At 31.1% G+C, this 16400-nt stretch carries 14 protein-coding genes; 6 read left to right on the top strand and 8 right to left on the bottom strand.

All coding sequences use genetic code 11. The features are described 5' to 3' along the window. Positions 1-2: 2 nt before the first annotated feature. Together AQ1685_RS13975 and AQ1685_RS13970 are read right to left on the bottom strand one after the other, a co-directional pair. A complete protein-coding gene (locus AQ1685_RS13975) occupies positions 3-497 on the bottom strand; it encodes a hypothetical protein (protein WP_095073143.1) in 495 nt (164 codons plus the stop codon). A 6-nt stretch (positions 498-503) separates the two neighbouring features. Then, positions 504-953, bottom strand: coding sequence for an N-acetylmuramoyl-L-alanine amidase (locus AQ1685_RS13970; RefSeq protein WP_095075083.1), 450 nt, complete (start codon positions 951-953; stop codon positions 504-506). A 279-nt stretch (positions 954-1232) separates the two neighbouring features. Between AQ1685_RS13970 and AQ1685_RS13965 the strand changes: the two genes are divergently transcribed. Both AQ1685_RS13965 and AQ1685_RS13960 read left to right on the top strand, forming a co-directional pair. After that, positions 1233-1526, top strand: a complete 294-nt coding sequence (locus AQ1685_RS13965; RefSeq protein ID WP_095073141.1) for an oxidase — start codon at positions 1233-1235, stop codon at positions 1524-1526. A 20-nt stretch (positions 1527-1546) separates the two neighbouring features. After that, positions 1547-2005 carry a hypothetical protein gene (locus tag AQ1685_RS13960; RefSeq protein ID WP_095073139.1) on the top strand — a complete coding sequence of 153 codons (459 nt, stop codon included), beginning with the start codon at positions 1547-1549 and terminating at the stop codon, positions 2003-2005. Here the strand turns inward: AQ1685_RS13960 and AQ1685_RS13955 are convergent. The 4 genes from AQ1685_RS13955 to AQ1685_RS13940 form a co-directional block, all read right to left on the bottom strand. Then, positions 2002-2199: a hypothetical protein gene (locus tag AQ1685_RS13955; protein WP_095073137.1), complete on the bottom strand. Its 198-nt coding sequence runs from the start codon at positions 2197-2199 to the stop codon at positions 2002-2004. The genes AQ1685_RS13960 and AQ1685_RS13955 overlap by 4 nt on opposite strands. 251 nt (positions 2200-2450) lie before the next feature. Beyond that, entirely contained in the window at positions 2451-3098 is a 648-nt protein-coding gene (locus tag AQ1685_RS13950; RefSeq protein ID WP_095073135.1) for a DUF3164 family protein, read from the bottom strand. A 21-nt stretch (positions 3099-3119) separates the two neighbouring features. Next, positions 3120-3371, bottom strand: a complete 252-nt coding sequence (locus tag AQ1685_RS13945; RefSeq protein ID WP_095073133.1) for a hypothetical protein — start codon at positions 3369-3371, stop codon at positions 3120-3122. Next, a complete protein-coding gene (locus tag AQ1685_RS13940; RefSeq protein ID WP_157730232.1) occupies positions 3346-3510 on the bottom strand; it encodes a hypothetical protein in 165 nt (54 codons plus the stop codon). The genes AQ1685_RS13945 and AQ1685_RS13940 overlap by 26 nt, the downstream gene beginning before the upstream one ends. Positions 3511-4009: 499 nt before the next feature. On the opposite strand from AQ1685_RS13940, the gene AQ1685_RS13935 reads away from it, so the two are divergent. Then, complete coding sequence (locus tag AQ1685_RS13935) at positions 4010-4726, top strand: S24 family peptidase (RefSeq protein ID WP_095073131.1); 717 nt, start codon at positions 4010-4012, stop codon at positions 4724-4726. A 131-nt stretch (positions 4727-4857) separates the two neighbouring features. On the opposite strand, the gene bglX is transcribed toward AQ1685_RS13935, so the two are convergent. Together bglX and AQ1685_RS13925 are read right to left on the bottom strand one after the other, a co-directional pair. Then, positions 4858-7155: a beta-glucosidase BglX gene (bglX, locus tag AQ1685_RS13930; protein ID WP_095073129.1), complete on the bottom strand. Its 2298-nt coding sequence runs from the start codon at positions 7153-7155 to the stop codon at positions 4858-4860. Between the two features lie 134 nt (positions 7156-7289). Continuing rightward, positions 7290-8162: a helix-turn-helix domain-containing protein gene (locus AQ1685_RS13925; RefSeq protein ID WP_095073127.1), complete on the bottom strand. Its 873-nt coding sequence runs from the start codon at positions 8160-8162 to the stop codon at positions 7290-7292. 234 nt (positions 8163-8396) lie between these two features. Between AQ1685_RS13925 and AQ1685_RS13920 the strand changes: the two genes are divergently transcribed. From AQ1685_RS13920 to AQ1685_RS13910, 3 genes are all read left to right on the top strand, one after another. Then, on the top strand, positions 8397-11435 hold the full coding sequence (locus AQ1685_RS13920; protein ID WP_095075082.1) for a SusC/RagA family TonB-linked outer membrane protein: 3039 nt from the start codon (positions 8397-8399) through the stop codon (positions 11433-11435). 26 nt (positions 11436-11461) lie between these two features. Beyond that, complete coding sequence (locus tag AQ1685_RS13915; RefSeq protein ID WP_095073125.1) at positions 11462-13000, top strand: RagB/SusD family nutrient uptake outer membrane protein; 1539 nt, start codon at positions 11462-11464, stop codon at positions 12998-13000. Positions 13001-13190: 190 nt separating this feature from the next. Beyond that, on the top strand, positions 13191-16397 hold the full coding sequence (locus AQ1685_RS13910; RefSeq protein ID WP_231970194.1) for a VCBS repeat-containing protein: 3207 nt from the start codon (positions 13191-13193) through the stop codon (positions 16395-16397). The last annotated feature ends 3 nt before the right edge of the window (positions 16398-16400 follow it).

Below are 16400 nucleotides of genomic sequence, written 5' to 3'. Positions count from 1 at the left end.
TTTTATAGGATTTTTGGTTTAACAAATTTCATAATCGTTCCTCCTAGGAAAAGCAGTAGCACAATACCGCCAATCCAAATCAGAGGCTTCAACAGTTCAGGAATGTATTTTTCGGGTATAATTATAGTTTCCTGATGATGTTGGTTAATCTCTTTATAGTGTCTTATAATTTCTTTTTGTAGTGCTAAAAGTTCTTTTAGTTCATCTGCTATACATTCGGCTTCAATAGTATTTCCTACTCTTTTAATGCTTAATTGTGTGTGTTTAGAGCGTTTTACAATAGCTTCTTTAGTAAGTTTATTGATAGTCTCTTTAAGTTTTACAGTATCAGCTTTTCTCGCAATCACAATGGTGTCTATTGTGTGAGATTCTCTGTGGATAGAATCTTTAATCTTAATAGTCTTTTGTGTTGCAGGTAGCTTTTTAAAACTTTTACAAGAATTGCTTAAAAGAGAGAGAAATATGAAATAGCTTAAAAGCTTAATTTTTCTCTTCATATATTTTTATAGATCGCAATACTCTTTTTGAGCATCAAAACAAGGGCAAGCTTTTATAAATTCAAAAGGTTCTATAATGCCATTTTTATTAATGTCTCTCGAAAAATCTCTATGTCCAAGAATCTCTGCTTGTGGATATTTTTCTTTTAAGTTTAATAGCAAACTCTTTAAAGCTCTTTTTTGTTTTCTGTTTCTTGTGTCTTTTGGAGATAGTCTTTTATTTAATCCGCCAACATATACAATGCCAATTGAGTTTCTGTTGTGTCCTTTAACATGAGCTCCAATTTTGTATTCAGGTCGTCCTTGTTCTATAGTTCCGTCTAGCTTAATAACATAATGGTATCCTATTCCTTTCCAACCTCTTTTTTTATGCCACAAATCAATATCTTTTGTTGAAAATTCTCTTCCTGATACAGTGGCAGTACAATGAATAACAATGTGTGTAATTTTTCTCATTCTTTTTCTTTTTGATTTCCCCGAAGGGTTTGCAGCTTCCTCATTCATAAGAGGAGGAAAACTGCCTTTTTGTTGACTCTTAAATAGTATAGTTTTTATACTTCGTTTGAGTTGTTTGACGATGCAAAGATGGGACAGAATTAAGGTTCTGACAACTTGATTATCAGTGCTTGCGTTTTGATTTGCAATGGTTGTATTTTGATTTACAATGGTTGATTTTACGTTTTAAAAATCCATGTAGTTAAAGCAACTTTGTATCAGAATTTAAACTAAAAAAATATGAACGATTTTAAATTAGATGAAACAGGTGATCTATTAATAGTAAATGGAGATTTTGTAATCACAGACGCTACTTTACAGCATCAAGAACACATTATTTTGGCACAGAAAGGAGAGTATAAAGAGTATCCAGAAATAGGAGTAGGAATTTCTAATATGCTTAATGATGAAAATCCAAGAGATATTATTACTCAGATTAGAAGAAATTTTGAATATGATGGTATGGAAGTAAAACAATTAGATTTTAATCCAGAAGGAGATATTATTATTGATGCTCCGTATGGTGATTTATAATTTTTAAAAAAAATAAAAATATGAGTGTAAGAAAAGAAATTTACGAGTTAGTATCTACAAAGTTAGCTGCATTGGGAACATTTAATGAAATAGATCTATATAAAGGTCAGTTCGATGAAGAAAGCAGTGATGATTTAAGTAGTTTTCCAGCAGCCTATATTTCTATTGGAAGTATAAGTTACGAAGATATGGTGCTTAATGTACTAGAGGGAAGTTTACTTTTAGATGTATATGTTTTTTTTGAACAAAATACAGATACAAAAGTAGGAGCTAGTAACCAGGAGTTATCTCTTGCTATTTTGTCTACCATAGATAATGTGGTCGAGTCTATACAGAGTACATCTGGTAATTTCTTCACAGATTTAACACAAACTGCTGAAGAAGATTTAACCCCTACTTATAAAAGGCCAGTTTATAAAATAACGTTTTCTACAAATATTTATAAAAAAGTAGATGCTGTTAATTATATTTTAAACTAGTTTAAAAAGGCGCTTTTATAAGCGCCTTCATTATTTAATATTGCAGAAATAGTTCGTTTACTGATAAAAAATTCAAGAGATAAAGTTTCTAAAACTGCATCGTATTTCCATTTTGGATATTTTGTTGAAATTTGACTGAAGCGTTGTTTTACTTTTTGGTTTCTTAATGCAATCAAATTGTTATTTCTTGCCATAGATCTTTATTTTTTGGAGGTTTTGAGTATGAATGAATCATACAATTTTGTTTTTATTTATAGATTTTTCTTACTGTTTTTCTCTTCTAAGAGGAAATGTATCACGATAGCACAAATCATAACCATCGCTGTATTTGCTTGTATTTTTAGTAACATACTTACATCTATTGAGGTTAACTGTATTAAGATTACTGTAATTAATAATGCAATGCATGATATTCCAATGATAATGAGTCTAAAATTTTCCATATTTACAAGCTAGAGAATTGAATATTAATATCTTTCCATTTATTGTTTTCATCCCTAGTCTTTACTCTACAGTATTTAGATGAGCCTGAAACACGCTGACAATCACTTAGTTTTTCAAATTCTTCGATTAGTTTTTCGTCTCCCATGTCTTTTACTTGTTTACGGGCTTTAGCAAGTAGTTTCGGGTCATACTCACCTTTATTTCCTTTGATCAATAAACCATCTAGAATATTGTATAAACCTTTATTTCGATTGGCAAACTTGTTTCTGAAGATTTCTTTGATAGCATTAATATGAACGTTTGCCTCTTCAGTAAATTCAATTCTTTCTTGATAATCGACTGTTATCATGATGTTTCCTTCTTTGTTTTTCCTTGAAAATGATTTTACATCTTTAGGTTTTTTTCCATTTAAATTATACATTTCTCTGTATAATCTATTAGCTTCTTTAATGGTTTCTTCTTTAAGTAATTTTAATTGAGATGAAAGATTAGAAAATTTCTCTGCTGTTTTATTACAAAACTTTTCATTTTCTTTTTCTAATTGAGCTCTTTTGTTTTGATAAACTAATTTTCTTTCTTGTTGTTTTTTAGCTAAAGCAATAGCTAATTGATGTTCGGTTAATGTGTCGAGGTTAATTAAGGTATTCATAAGCTTATTTTTTTAGTTGTATTAAATTATTTCAGGTTTTACCCAGTTTTCTTCAATGATACAGTCGTTTATATCCAGTACTTTGTCATTAACAATTTCGCTAATGGTGTATCTAGGCTGTGAACTCTGACCATCAAGTACTCTAAACCATGAAGCTATTTCAAGATTACAGCAAATACCTTCACCGATAGTCATAATTTTTTGCTCATTTCTACTGTAAGCAATAGCGTTTCTTAACTCTTTAATTCTAGTTTCTATTTCTCTTAATCTCATTTTGTTGGTTTTTTTTAAGTTCTAATTCAATTTCATTTTTGTCTTTTAATAATGCAGCATAAATTTCATCGTCAAAATTTTGGGAAAGCATTAAATCATATTCTTCTATTCGTTTTCTTAGTTTTTTTTGTGTTTTCATAATTTTTAATTTTTAAGGAGTTGTTAATTTTTAATTGATTCTTCATAGTTTTTTAATTTGTTGAAAATTATCTTTTTTTATTAATAATAAATCTATTTTATACATTCGTTAATTGGATAGTTTTTAATGAATTTATTGCCTTAATTAATGAGTTTTTATAAATCATTAAGATTTAAGCATAGTTGTTGTGTTTATAGATAATTTTCAATTTTTAGGGTGTAAATATTTTTTTAAGAGTTATATTTACATATATTTGTCTTCGGAATTATTTACACGACAAATATAGTAGATAATTTTCAACAAAAAAAGAAATTAGAAGAAAATTATTTCTTTTTTTGGTTCAATTTTTAGTTTGCTAGTGTTTCCCCCGTAAATTCTTCAAAAGATTAAAAAGTAAGTTTAGTTTAGGTAGGTTTAAAAACTTTTTTGTTTTAAAAGTTCCTTTCGTTACATTATATATAGAATAATAGTTGAATATGGAAATAAAAGTAAGTTTGTTATGAGTACAATAGATAGGATAAAAATTTTAGCTGATCATGAGGATATTAAAATTACAGCATTAGAAAAGCAGATAGGGGCAAGTAAAGGAGTTTTAAGTAGGGCTTTTAATAATAAAACAGATATCCAAAGTAAATGGTTAACTAAAATAATTGAAAATTATCCCCATTTTGATTCGTTGTGGTTGTTGACTGGAAAAGGGAGTATGTTGGTTAGAGAAAATCTGTCAATGAATACGGATGAGGTTGTAGTTGCAAATAATGTTTTTAAATTAAAGACAGATCATTCTATTAGAAAGCAATCAGTTCCTTTGTATAATGTTGAAGCTGCTGCAGGTTTGGTGGAGTTGTTTCAGTCTCATGGAGATACGCAGCCAGTTGGTACATTAAATATTCCTAATCTTCCGAAATGTGATGGAGCTGTTTTTGTTACGGGAGATAGTATGTATCCTTTGTTGAAAAGTGGAGATATTGTTGCTTATAAGCAGATTTATGATTTTTACTCTGAGATTTTCTGGGGGGAAATGTATTTGATTTCGGTTGAAGTGGCAGAAGAGGAGTTTATAAGCGTTAAATATATTCAGAAATCAGAAAGAGGAGAGGGTTATATTAAGTTAGTTTCTCAAAATAAGCACCATCAGCCTAAAGATATTAAAATGTCTAAAATAAGAGCTATGGCTTTGGTAAAAGCTTCAGTAAGGATGAACTCTATGGGTTGATTTTTAAAATAAAACCCACTCATAAAAGTATGAGTGGGAAAATTGCTATGAAAAAGAAAAGTACAGAACGTCTTCCGTACTGTACTTTTTATATAGCATAAACTATGCCAAACAAATTAATTTAAATTTTCTTATTTAGTTAGTTCAAACTCTTGTTTTAGTTTTGTAACTGAACTACCACCTACAAATACTTCGAATTTCCCTGGTTCTACGATGAACTTACCATCATTGTTGTAAAATCCAAGTTCTTTCTTTGAAAGGTTGAATTCTATGGTTTTAGTTTCATCTTTCTTTAGATTCACAAGTTCAAAGCCTTTAAGTTCTCTAACAGGTCTTGTTATGCTTCCTACTAAATCTCTAATGTATAGCTGAACAACTTCTTTTCCATCAAATTCTCCAGTATTTTTTAGGTCTACTGTAATTTTTATAAAGTCATTTATGTTAAAACTGCTACCATGAACTTTAAAGTTACTGTACTCAAAAGTACTGTAGCTTAAACCATGACCAAACGGGTACAAAGGAGTGTTTTTTGAGTCTATGTAGTGCGACCAAAAAACGTTAGGTTCTTCTTTTGGTCTACCTGTGTTTTTATAGTTGTAATAAATTGGTACTTGTCCTACATTTCTAGGGAAAGTCATTGGTAGTTTTCCACTTGGATTATAATCTCCGTAAAGAACACTTGCAATAGCGTTTCCTGATTGGCTTCCTAGTTGCCATGCTTCAACAATTGTTGGGATGTTTTTGTCTGCCCACTCTATAGTTAAAGGCCTACCGTTAGTCAGTACTAAAACAATATTTTTATTTGCTTTGTATACTTCTTCAAGTAATTCTTGTTGTAATCCAGGTAAATTTAATTCAGTTCTACTTCTTCCTTCTCCGCTTTGAAATCCGTGTTCTCCAAGAACCATAATTACTACATCAACATTTTTAGCTGTGTTTACCGCTTTTTTAATTTCTGATCTATTTGTTGTGTTGATGTTCACATGTTGAGTGAAAGATGCTTCACCTTCTATTAAATCTAAACCTTTTTCAAATAAAAGGGTGTTTCCTTTGTATTGTTGCATTCCTTCAAGAACTGAAATAGCTGTATTATCGTCAGATCCGAGTCTCCAGCTTCCTAAAGGACTGTTTTTTTCATTTGCTAATGGACCAATAAGGGCAATCTTTTGACCATTCTTTTTAAGTGGAAGTAGGTTGTTTTCGTTTTTAAGTAAAACAATAGATTTTTTAGCAACATCTAAAACTGCATCATGATGTTCTTTGTTTCCTATATTTTGTTTTTCGTTCTCAGGATCACAATATTTGTATGGATCATCAAATAAACCTAATTCAAACTTTACAGTTAAAATACGTCTAGTAGCGTCATCTATGATTTCTTCCTTAACAATACCATCTTTTACTAATTGTGCTAATTCACGAACATAAACGTATCCTTCCATATCCATGTCAGATCCTGCTGTTGATGCTAATTTAGCAGCTTGCCTTTTATTCTCAGCATGTCCCCAAATAATGATTTCATTTATTGAAGCCCAGTCAGAAACTACAAACCCATTGAAACCCCATTTGTCTTTTAGTATATCTCTCTGTAGGAACTTACTAGCGGTAACAGGAACACCGTTTAATTCGTTAAAAGAATTCATTAGTGTTTTTACGCCTGCGTCTACAGCGGATTTAAATGGTGGTAATACAGAATTGTATAGTGTTGATGTTCCGATATCGACAGTGTTGTAGTCACGGCCAGCTTCAGAAAACCCATAAGCTGCAAAGTGTTTAGCACAAGCGGCAATAGTATTGTTTTTAGATAAGTCGTCACCTTGGAATCCTTGAACTCTGGCTTTTGCTATTTTAGCTCCTAAAAACGGATCTTCACCTGCGCCTTCCATAACTCTTCCCCATCTTGGATCTCTTGATATGTCTACCATAGGTGCGAAAGTCCAATTTATTCCTGAAGCTGATGCTTCTATAGCAGCTATTCTAGCAGATTTTTCTATTGCTTGTAAATCCCAGCTGGCTGCTTCTGCTAAAGGAATTGGGCTTAATGTTTTGTAGCCATGTATAACATCAAATCCAATGATTAAAGGTATTCCTAATCTAGTTTCTTCAACGGCGATTCTTTGAACTTCTTTTACGTTTTCTGTTCCTCTAACATTTAACATTGATCCAACCCATCCTTTTTTAAGATGTTCGAATTTGATTTTAGCAGTTCCTCCTTCTGGAACAGGTCCGGTAACATCCCAAAAACCATTGTATTGATTCATTTGTCCTACCTTTTCTTCTAAAGTCATTTTAGATAGTAAAGAATCTACTTTTTCCTTAATGGTTTCTTTTTTAGTATCAATCATTGAGTTGTTGTTTTTTTTATTGGAACATCCGAAAAGAAATAATGCAGATATACAATATATTGTTGATTTTCTTAGGTGATGTTTCATGTGTAATCTATAGTTTTAGAAAAGTGATGTAAAATTATAATAGAAAACCTTTGATTTGTTTACTCAAATGATCAAAGTTTGGTATTTTTTTTAATTAATTAACTTTTTTGTGTTATTAAAATGATAAAAAAGTATTACAATACTTTTTGAATCCCGTTAAATTCTGATCTAAATTCACTAGGTGTATTATTTTTTATTTTTTTAAACATTCTATTAAAGTTAGCAAGGTTGTTAAATCCGCATTTGTAAGCAATCTCACCGACACTTAAATCAGTTTCTAGCAATAGTCTGCTAGCGTAACTTACTCTAGTGTTATTGATGTAAGATACAAAGGTTTTTCCGGTTCGTTTTTTAATAAATCGGTTAAAAGAAACAGGTGTCATATTTACAAGTTCAGAAATTTCATCTAGTGATATTTTTCTGTTAAAATTATTTTGAATGTATTCGTATACTTTTTTAATTTTTTCACTATTTTCAAAGTCGTTATAGTTAGAGAAAGAAGTGGATAGTAATTTTTGGTTTCTAGATATCGATAAGTCATGTAGTATAGAAATAAATTCCAAAAAGTAATCTATTCCAGATATTTTCGGGAGTTCTAGTAGTCTAGGCATAATTTCTTTTATGGTTTTTTCTGAGAAAGAAATTCCATGAATAGATCTATTTAACATGTCTCTAACAGATTTAAAAACTCTTCGAGATAATAGTTTTTCGTCTAGTAAATCATTATGTATATGTATAGTGATTTCATGAATTTCTTTCTCTTTACAATTATGCAATTCCCAGCAATGTGGTAGGTTGGGGCCTACCAATACAAGTTCATAATCATTTATTTCACCAATATGGTCGCCAATGACACGTCTAACACCAGATCCTTTGTGAATAAAGTTTAATTCATACTCAGGATGAAAGTGAATAGGGAAATCAAAATCGTCTTTTATTCTATAGTAAACAAGAAAGCTGTCTGAAGGAGATAATTGAGTGATCTCTCTGTGTATATTTTTATTCATTTTGTAAAAATTTGTATGTGTTTTTGCGTTGTTTGTAATTTTTAATAGTCAATAATATTAAAAAATTATTAATGAATGACAAAATTATATTAACGTTTAGTTAATATTGAATATACTTTTGTCTTAAACAATAATTTTTGCAGTTAAAAGTGTATCAAAACAAATTGATATTATGATAATTAATATGTTTTGAAATTGCTTTTTGATCAAAAAATGACCAAATTACTTATTAATATGAAAAAAAATATCTTTTCGTTTTTCTTGCTAACATTTATGCTGATATCAACATTTGGCTTAAATGCACAAAATGTAAATGGAGTTGTATCCGACAACTCCGGCCCACTCCCTGGGGTTAATGTTATAGTCAAAGGTACTACTCGAGGGGCTGAGACAGATTTTAATGGAAAATATACCATAAATGATATTAAATCAAATGATGTTTTAATTTTCAGTTATGTAGGTTATAAAACGATTGAAATCGCAGTAAATGGTAGAAATACTATCAATGTAAGTCTGGAAGAAGATTCGAGTACATTAGAAGAGGTGGTGGTAGTAGGTTATGGTACTAAAAAGAAAAGCTTAGTTACCGGTGCTATTTCTAGTATAGATAGTAAAGAGATACAAAGTGTTTCGAATCAACGTGTAGATCAGGTTTTACAAGGACGTGCTTCTGGTGTAACAGTTTCTGCATCTTCTGGATCTCCTGGTGCACAAACTAAGATTCGAATTAGAGGTACGGGTTCAAGTGGTAATTCTAGTCCTTTATTTATTGTAGATGGAATGAAGGTAACTACAATTGATAATATAGCACCTTCAGATATTGCAAATATTGAAGTTTTAAAAGATGGTGCATCTGCAGCGATTTATGGTACAGAAGGAGCAAATGGAGTTGTGATTGTAACTACTAAAAAAGGACGTGTAGGTGGTCCTCAGTTTTCTTTTAGTTCACAGTTAGGTATGCAGTATTATTTTAACAAAATGGAGTTAATGAATGCTGAACAATTTGTGACATATTTAAATGAAGGAGGAAATGCTACAGTGGTAGACAACGGTATAAACACAGACTGGATCGAAGAAACTTTTGATTCAGCTTTTATGCAACGTTACGATTTTAGTATGTCTGGAGCAACTGAAAGTACGTCTTACTATTTTTCTGTTGGACACACAGATCAAGATGGTATCGTGGGAGGTGATAATTCAAACTTCCAAAGAAATTCGATGCGATTAAATATTAAATCAGATATAACAGAATGGTTAGAAGCAGGAGCGAATGCGAATGCAGCATTCATCAAAAGAAGAGGAATTCCAGAAAATAGTGATACAAGAGGTGTTATTCAGAACATGTTAATAATTGATCCTTTAACTCCAGTGACATATGAACCAGGTAATGTTCCAGCTAGTGTAACTCAAAGATCTGCAGATAATGGAGTACCAGTTTTAAGAGATAGTAACGGTAATGTTTACGGGTATCCTACATATTCAACTGGAGAGGTTTTAAATCCAGTAGCATTTGCCAATGATATCCAACAAAATATTAGTAGTACTAGTCAGTTTTTGTCAACATTATATTTAAAGGCAAAAATAATCGAAGGATTAAATTTTACAACAAGATATGGTGTAGAACAAAATTTATTCTTAAATAAAACTACGACCAATGCATATTACGTGACTTCAGAAGCGTCAAATACACAATACAATTTAAGTGAACAAAAGGTTCGTTTTAGTAGATGGTTATGGGAAAATTTCGCATCTTACGAAAAATCTTTTGAAAATCATAATTTTAAATTATTAGCAGGTTTTTCAGCAGAACAAAGTAGAAGACCAACTTTTACGACAAGACGTTTTTCTGCACCAGTAGATCAATTTAGAGGATTCAATTCTAACTCATCTGCTTTTACTTTTGATCCAGCATCACCAATAAATAGAGCTTTTAGAGATAATTTAGTCTCTATGTATGGACGTTTATCTTATGATTACGATGAAAAATATTTATTTGAAGCTACAGTAAGAAGCGATAAATCAGATAAATTTACTGATAATAACAAGTCAGCTGTTTTTCCTTCGTTTTCAGCAGGATGGGTAGTTTCTAAAGAAGATTTTTGGGCAGATGATTTCTTAGTTAACACTCTTAAAGTTAGAGCAAGTTGGGGGCAAAACGGTAATAAAAACGGATTGCCAGTCGGTACTGGAATTACAGCGATAACTACAGAAGATAATGGTGCTACATTAAGTTATTTAGGTAATATTGGAGCTCAAATCACAACTTTTGGAAATCCAGATTTAGTTTGGGAAACTTCAGAACAACTAGGGTTTGGTGTTGATGCAAGTGCATTTGAAAATAGATTAAATGTATCTGCTGATTACTATCAAAAAACAACAAGAGATCTTATTGTAGGTGACGGAAGTTTAATAACTCCAGGTTCAGCAGGATTTCCTTTTGCACCGTTTAATGCAGGAACAGTTGTAAATAAAGGTTTTGAAATAGAGATAGGATATTCTGATACTACTTCGGGTGATTTTAGTTATCAAATAAATGCTAACTTATCTACCTTAGATAATGAAGTTACAGAAATTAAATTTTTACCACAGGGAGCTGGTTTGATAGGAGCGGGAGCTCCACAGAATGATGATGGTGTTACTAGATTCTCTGAAGGATTTCCAGCATGGTATTTTTATGGATTTAAAACTGATGGTATAGATCCAGCAACCGGTCAAGTGATTAAGGTAGATACTAATGAAGATGGTATTATCAATAATGCAGATAAAACTTTTATTGGTTCACCTCACCCAGATATTTTATTTGGAGGTAATATCAAATTAGGTTACAAGTCATTTGATTTCAATATACAATTTCAAGGTACTATCGGAAATGAAATTTTTGCAACATATCACCAGCCTTCAAGACAGATTACCAATAAACCAATTCAATTTTTTGAAGGAAGATGGACTGGTCCAGGTGATACTGATGCTAGATTTCCAGCTCCAGGAACGCCTGTCTTAGATTCATATGATACAGATTTAGTTGTAGAAGATGGTTCTTTTATGAGAATTAAACAAATTCAATTAGGTTACACATTACCAGAAAGTTTTACAAACAAATTACGTATGAATAGAGTAAGATTATACGTATCTTTAGATGACTTTTTCACTTTTACTGGATATAACGGTTTAGATCCAGAGGTAGGTAACTTCAGTTTTAACGATACAGGTGTAGATAGAGGTTTTTATCCAACTGCCGCAAGAGCGCTTTTTGGATTTTCGGTTAACTTTTAATCATTTTTAACAAACAAATTAATTAAATGAAAAAAATAATTTTTGGATTAGCATTTATTTGCTTAGGAATTATTGCATGTAGCGAGGATTTTACGACTAATCCTCCAGAAAATGTTCAGGATCTTGATACCTTCTTTTTAGAAGAAGGTAATGTTGAGCAAGCTGTTATTGGAATTTATGATTTAATGCAGTTTAATTATGCTAGAGATTGGCATAGTGCATTTTTGGTGAAGTTATTACCAGGAGATGATGCAAATGCTGCTGGAGGAAACTCAAGTGATCAACAGCAATTACAAGATATCGATGATTATGCAAATGTATCTACATCAAATTCTTCAATACAGAGTATTTGGGATTTATATTATAGAACTATTGCCTTATCTAATTTAGTAATTGAAAGCTTGGAAGGTACTACTGTAAGTAATAAAGATAGAGCAGCAGCTGAAGCTAAGTTCTTTAGAGCTTGGTGTTATTTTGAGCTAACTACTATGTTTGGAGATATTCCATTACGTTTAAAGTTACCAACAAGTGCTTCTGATTTTGCAATAGGAAAGTCAACTCAAGCAGAAATCTATACTCAGATCAAAGCTGATTTAAATGATGCTATTGATTTCTTACCATCAAAATCTGGTATTTCAGATGCATTTAGAGTTTCAAAAGGAGCTGCTCAGGCGTTAATGGGTAAAGTTTTAGTGTTCGAAGGAAATTACAATCAAGCTATTCCATTTTTTGAATCAGTAATTAATGATCCAGCGCACGATTTAGAAGCTACTCCAGCTGACGTTTGGTCTGTTGATAATGAATTTGGAAAAGAATCATTGTTAGAGTTAGGATATATTTCAACTACAGGGAGAGACTGGGGAAATATTGCTTGGGGAGGTAGAAACGAAAGTAATCTACACATCCAGTTAATGGGACCTAGAGGAGATGGGATTTTTAATGTTAATTCTATCGGATTATTAAACGGTTGGGGATTCAATTTACCAACAAATAAATTAGCTATGGCATTTGATGCTAGTGGTGATGTTGTTAGGAAAAGAGCAACTTTAATGACTGAAGCGGAACTTGCTGCTGCTGGAGGTGGAGTGAACGCTGCCGTTGCACCAGGAGGGACAATTTGGGATTATGAAGGAGCTATTCGTTTAAAATATGCAACTAGATCTGAAGATACAAGTGATGGTGGAGTTCGTGAATTAAATTACACAACTAATTTCCGTTTATTCCGTTATGCAGAGGTTTTATTATTAGCTGCAGAAGCTTATAATCAAGCAGGAAATGACCCAGCAGCTAGAGCTGAGTTAAACAAAGTTAGACAAAGAGCTGGATTGGCAGATATAGACCCTGCAACAGCTGGAAGCAATTTATTTGATGCTATTGTGAATGAAAAATTCTTAGAATTAGCTCACGAAGGCCAACGTTTTTGGGACTTAGTAAGATGGGGTAGAGCAGCTACTGAATTAGCTGGTACTGGATACACATCTAAAAACAATTTGTTCCCGATTCCACAAACTGAAATTGATAAGAATACTGAGCTTACTGATGCAGATCAAAATCCAGGATATTAATCCTGATAAAATATCATAGCTGTAGATTGTATTTGAATTAATAATCTAAATTTAGTAAAGCAGTGTGTTTTTCATGCTGCTTTATTAATTATTTATTTGTCATTTATTTATGAGAAGTCTTCTGAGTTTTTTTCTTGTTATCCTATTAGTAGGATGTAAAAATCAAACTGAAAAAAAGAAAAATTTTAAAATGTTTTCTAAGATAGCGTCTAAGAATACAAATATTAATTTTAGTAATGATTTAAAGGAAACAGAAAAATTAAATTATTTCACTTATACCTCTATTTATATGGGAGGGGGAATTTCTATTGGGGATATTAATAATGATGGGTTGTTAGATGTTTTTTTTACAGGAAATCAAGTTTCTAATAAATTATACTTAAATAAAGGTGATTTAAAATTCGAAGATATTACAGATACTTCAGGAATTTCTGGAGATAATAGATGGTATACAGGAACTACAATGATCGATATCAATAACGATGGTTATATGGATATTTATTGTTCCGTTTCAGGTATCGATGGTGATACAAAAAATCAATTATTTGTCAATAATAAAGACAATACATTCACAGAAAAAGCTGAAGAATATGGTTTAGCTGATGCAGGGAATTCTGTACAAGCTACTTTTTTCGATTATGATAATGATGGAGATTTAGATGCGTACATAGCTAACTATCCAAGAGCACATCCTTCAACTTCAAATATGGTGTACAAACATCGTATGGAAAATATTAAACCTGAAGAATCAGATAGGTTGTATAGAAATGATGATGGAAAATTCACTGATATTTCTAAAGAAAGCGGAGTTCAGAACTATAGTTTTTCATTAGGAATTACAGCTTCAGATATCAATAATGATGGATGGACAGATTTATATGTTTCTAATGATTATAGTGTGCCAGATTTCTTATACATCAACAATCAAGATGGAACTTTTAAAGAAGTGATCAAAGAAGCTACTTCACAAACAGCTTTTTATGGTATGGGAATCGATATTGCAGATATCAATAACGATGGTTTTATGGATGTTTTTCAGGCAGATATGGATTCTGATGATAATCGTCGTCAAAAAGCCAACATGTCTAGTATGAATCCAAGGTTATTTTATGAAACAGTTTTATACGGTTTTCATTATCAGTATATGCACAATTGCTTACAGTTAAATTCTGGATATATTGAAAATGGAATCCCAAAATTTTCTAATGTTTCGCGTTTAACCGGAACTTCTTCTACAGACTGGAGTTGGGCTCCATTATTTGCTGATTTTGATAACGATGGTTATAAAGATTTATATATCACAAATGGAACAAGAAGAGAAGTAAATAATAAAGATTTCTTTAATAGTATTGGAGATGAAAAATACGATAATCTTACCTTATTAGATAAAACAAAAAAAATACCAAGTGAGAAGATTGATAATTTTATGTTTCAAAATCATAACGGATTAGAATTTTCAAAAGTCAATCAAGAATGGGGAATTGAACATAAAGGTTTTTCAAATGGTGTAGCTTATGGAGATTTAGATAATGATGGAGATTTAGATTTAGTTGTGAATAATATCGATGAGGTTGCCACGATTTTTAAGAATAATGCTTCTGAAAAAAATAACTTCTTAAAAGTGAAACTTAAAGGAGGTCATCAAAATCCTTTCGGAATAAATGCGAGAGTCCACGTTTTTACTAAAAATCAAAAACAAGTTCAAGAGTTAACATTAACTAGAGGTTTTCAATCTTCAGTTGCTCCAGAATTATTATTCGGGTTAGGAAATATTTCAAAAATAGATAGTGCAAAAGTTATTTGGGACACAAAAAATATTGAGGTTGTAAAAAATATAAAATCCAACCAAACATTATTTTTTAGTAAAGAAAAAGCAGTAGTAAAAGTTAAATCAAGTAAAGAAAATACAGATTTATCATTTACTACCAATCAAAAATTATCTAAAGAAATCAAACATTTTGAGAACGAACACGACGATTTTCAAACTCAAGTTTTGTTACCGCATAAAATGTCGACTTTAGGCCCAGCTGTTGGGGTTGCAGATGTAAATAACGATGGTTTAGAAGATATTTACATTGGAGGTTCTTACGGAAAATCAGCAAAATTATTTATTCAAAATAAAGATGGTTTTCAAGAAGATAAAACCACAATTTTCAAAAAAGATGAATTATCAGAAGACACAGGAACTTTATTCTTTGATGCTGATAATGATGGAGATCAAGATTTATATGTAGTTAGTGGAGGTTACGAATTTTCTTCAGATTCTAAGAGGTTTATAGATAGGTTATATATAAATGATGGAAATGGAAAATTCTCGAAATCGAAATCAATTCCAGAATTAAAAATTAGTGGTTCTAAAGCGTATAAAATTGATTTTAATAAAGATGGAAAACAAGATGTTTTAGTTTTAGGAAGACAATTAGCAGGGAAATATCCAATGCCAACATCTTCTTTTATTCTCGAGAATACATCTACAAATACTTCAGTTCAATTTAATAATGTTACAGAGAATATCGCAGCTAGTTTTCAAGATTTAGGAATGGCAACTAGTGCTTTAGTTGTAGATTTTGATAATGATAGTTGGGACGATATTATCATTGTTGGCGAATGGATGCCAATAAAAGTGTTTAAAAATAATAAAGGAAAGTTTACAGATGTTTCCGAAAAATTAGGTTTATCAAAAGATACTACAGGTTGGTGGTGGAGTATTGCTTCTGGTGATTTCGATAATGATGGAGATTTAGATTTTGTATTAGGAAACAACGGATTAAACTATAAATATAAAGCTACTGAAGATGAAACTTTTGATATCTACATGAAAGATTTTGATAAAAATAGAAAGTCAGATATCGTATTAAGTTATTACAATAAAGGAAAGCAATATCCTGTAAGAGGAAGACAATGTTCTTCTGAACAAGTTCCTGGGATAAAAAAGAAATTTAAAAATTATGATGAGTTTTCTAGAGCAACTTTAATTGATGTTTATGGGAAAAAGAATTTAGAAAACTCGTTGCATTACCAAGTAAAATCATTTGCCAGTATTTATTTAGAAAATAAGAATGGAAAATTCGAGATAAAAAAACTTCCTGTAGAAGCACAGTTGTCGAGTATTAATCAAATTCTTGTAGATGATTATAATGATGATGGTAATAAAGACATTTTAATCGCAGGGAATTTACATAATTCAGAAGTAGAAACACCTAGAAACGATGCAGGTTACGGATTACTATTGCATGGTGATGGGAAAGGTGATTTTAATCCTGTTCCAGTTACAGAAAGTGGTTTCTTTACAAATGGTGATGTGAAAGATTTACAGCGAATTAAAATAGCAAGTAAAAAATATATAATGTCTATAAAAAATAACGATTACGTACAGTTTATAGAGCAAAGAAAATAAATG

The sequence above is a fragment of the Tenacibaculum jejuense genome (assembly GCF_900198195.1).
Lineage (GTDB): Bacteria > Bacteroidota > Bacteroidia > Flavobacteriales > Flavobacteriaceae > Polaribacter > Polaribacter jejuensis.
This window is presented reverse-complemented; position numbering and strand designations above follow the sequence as displayed.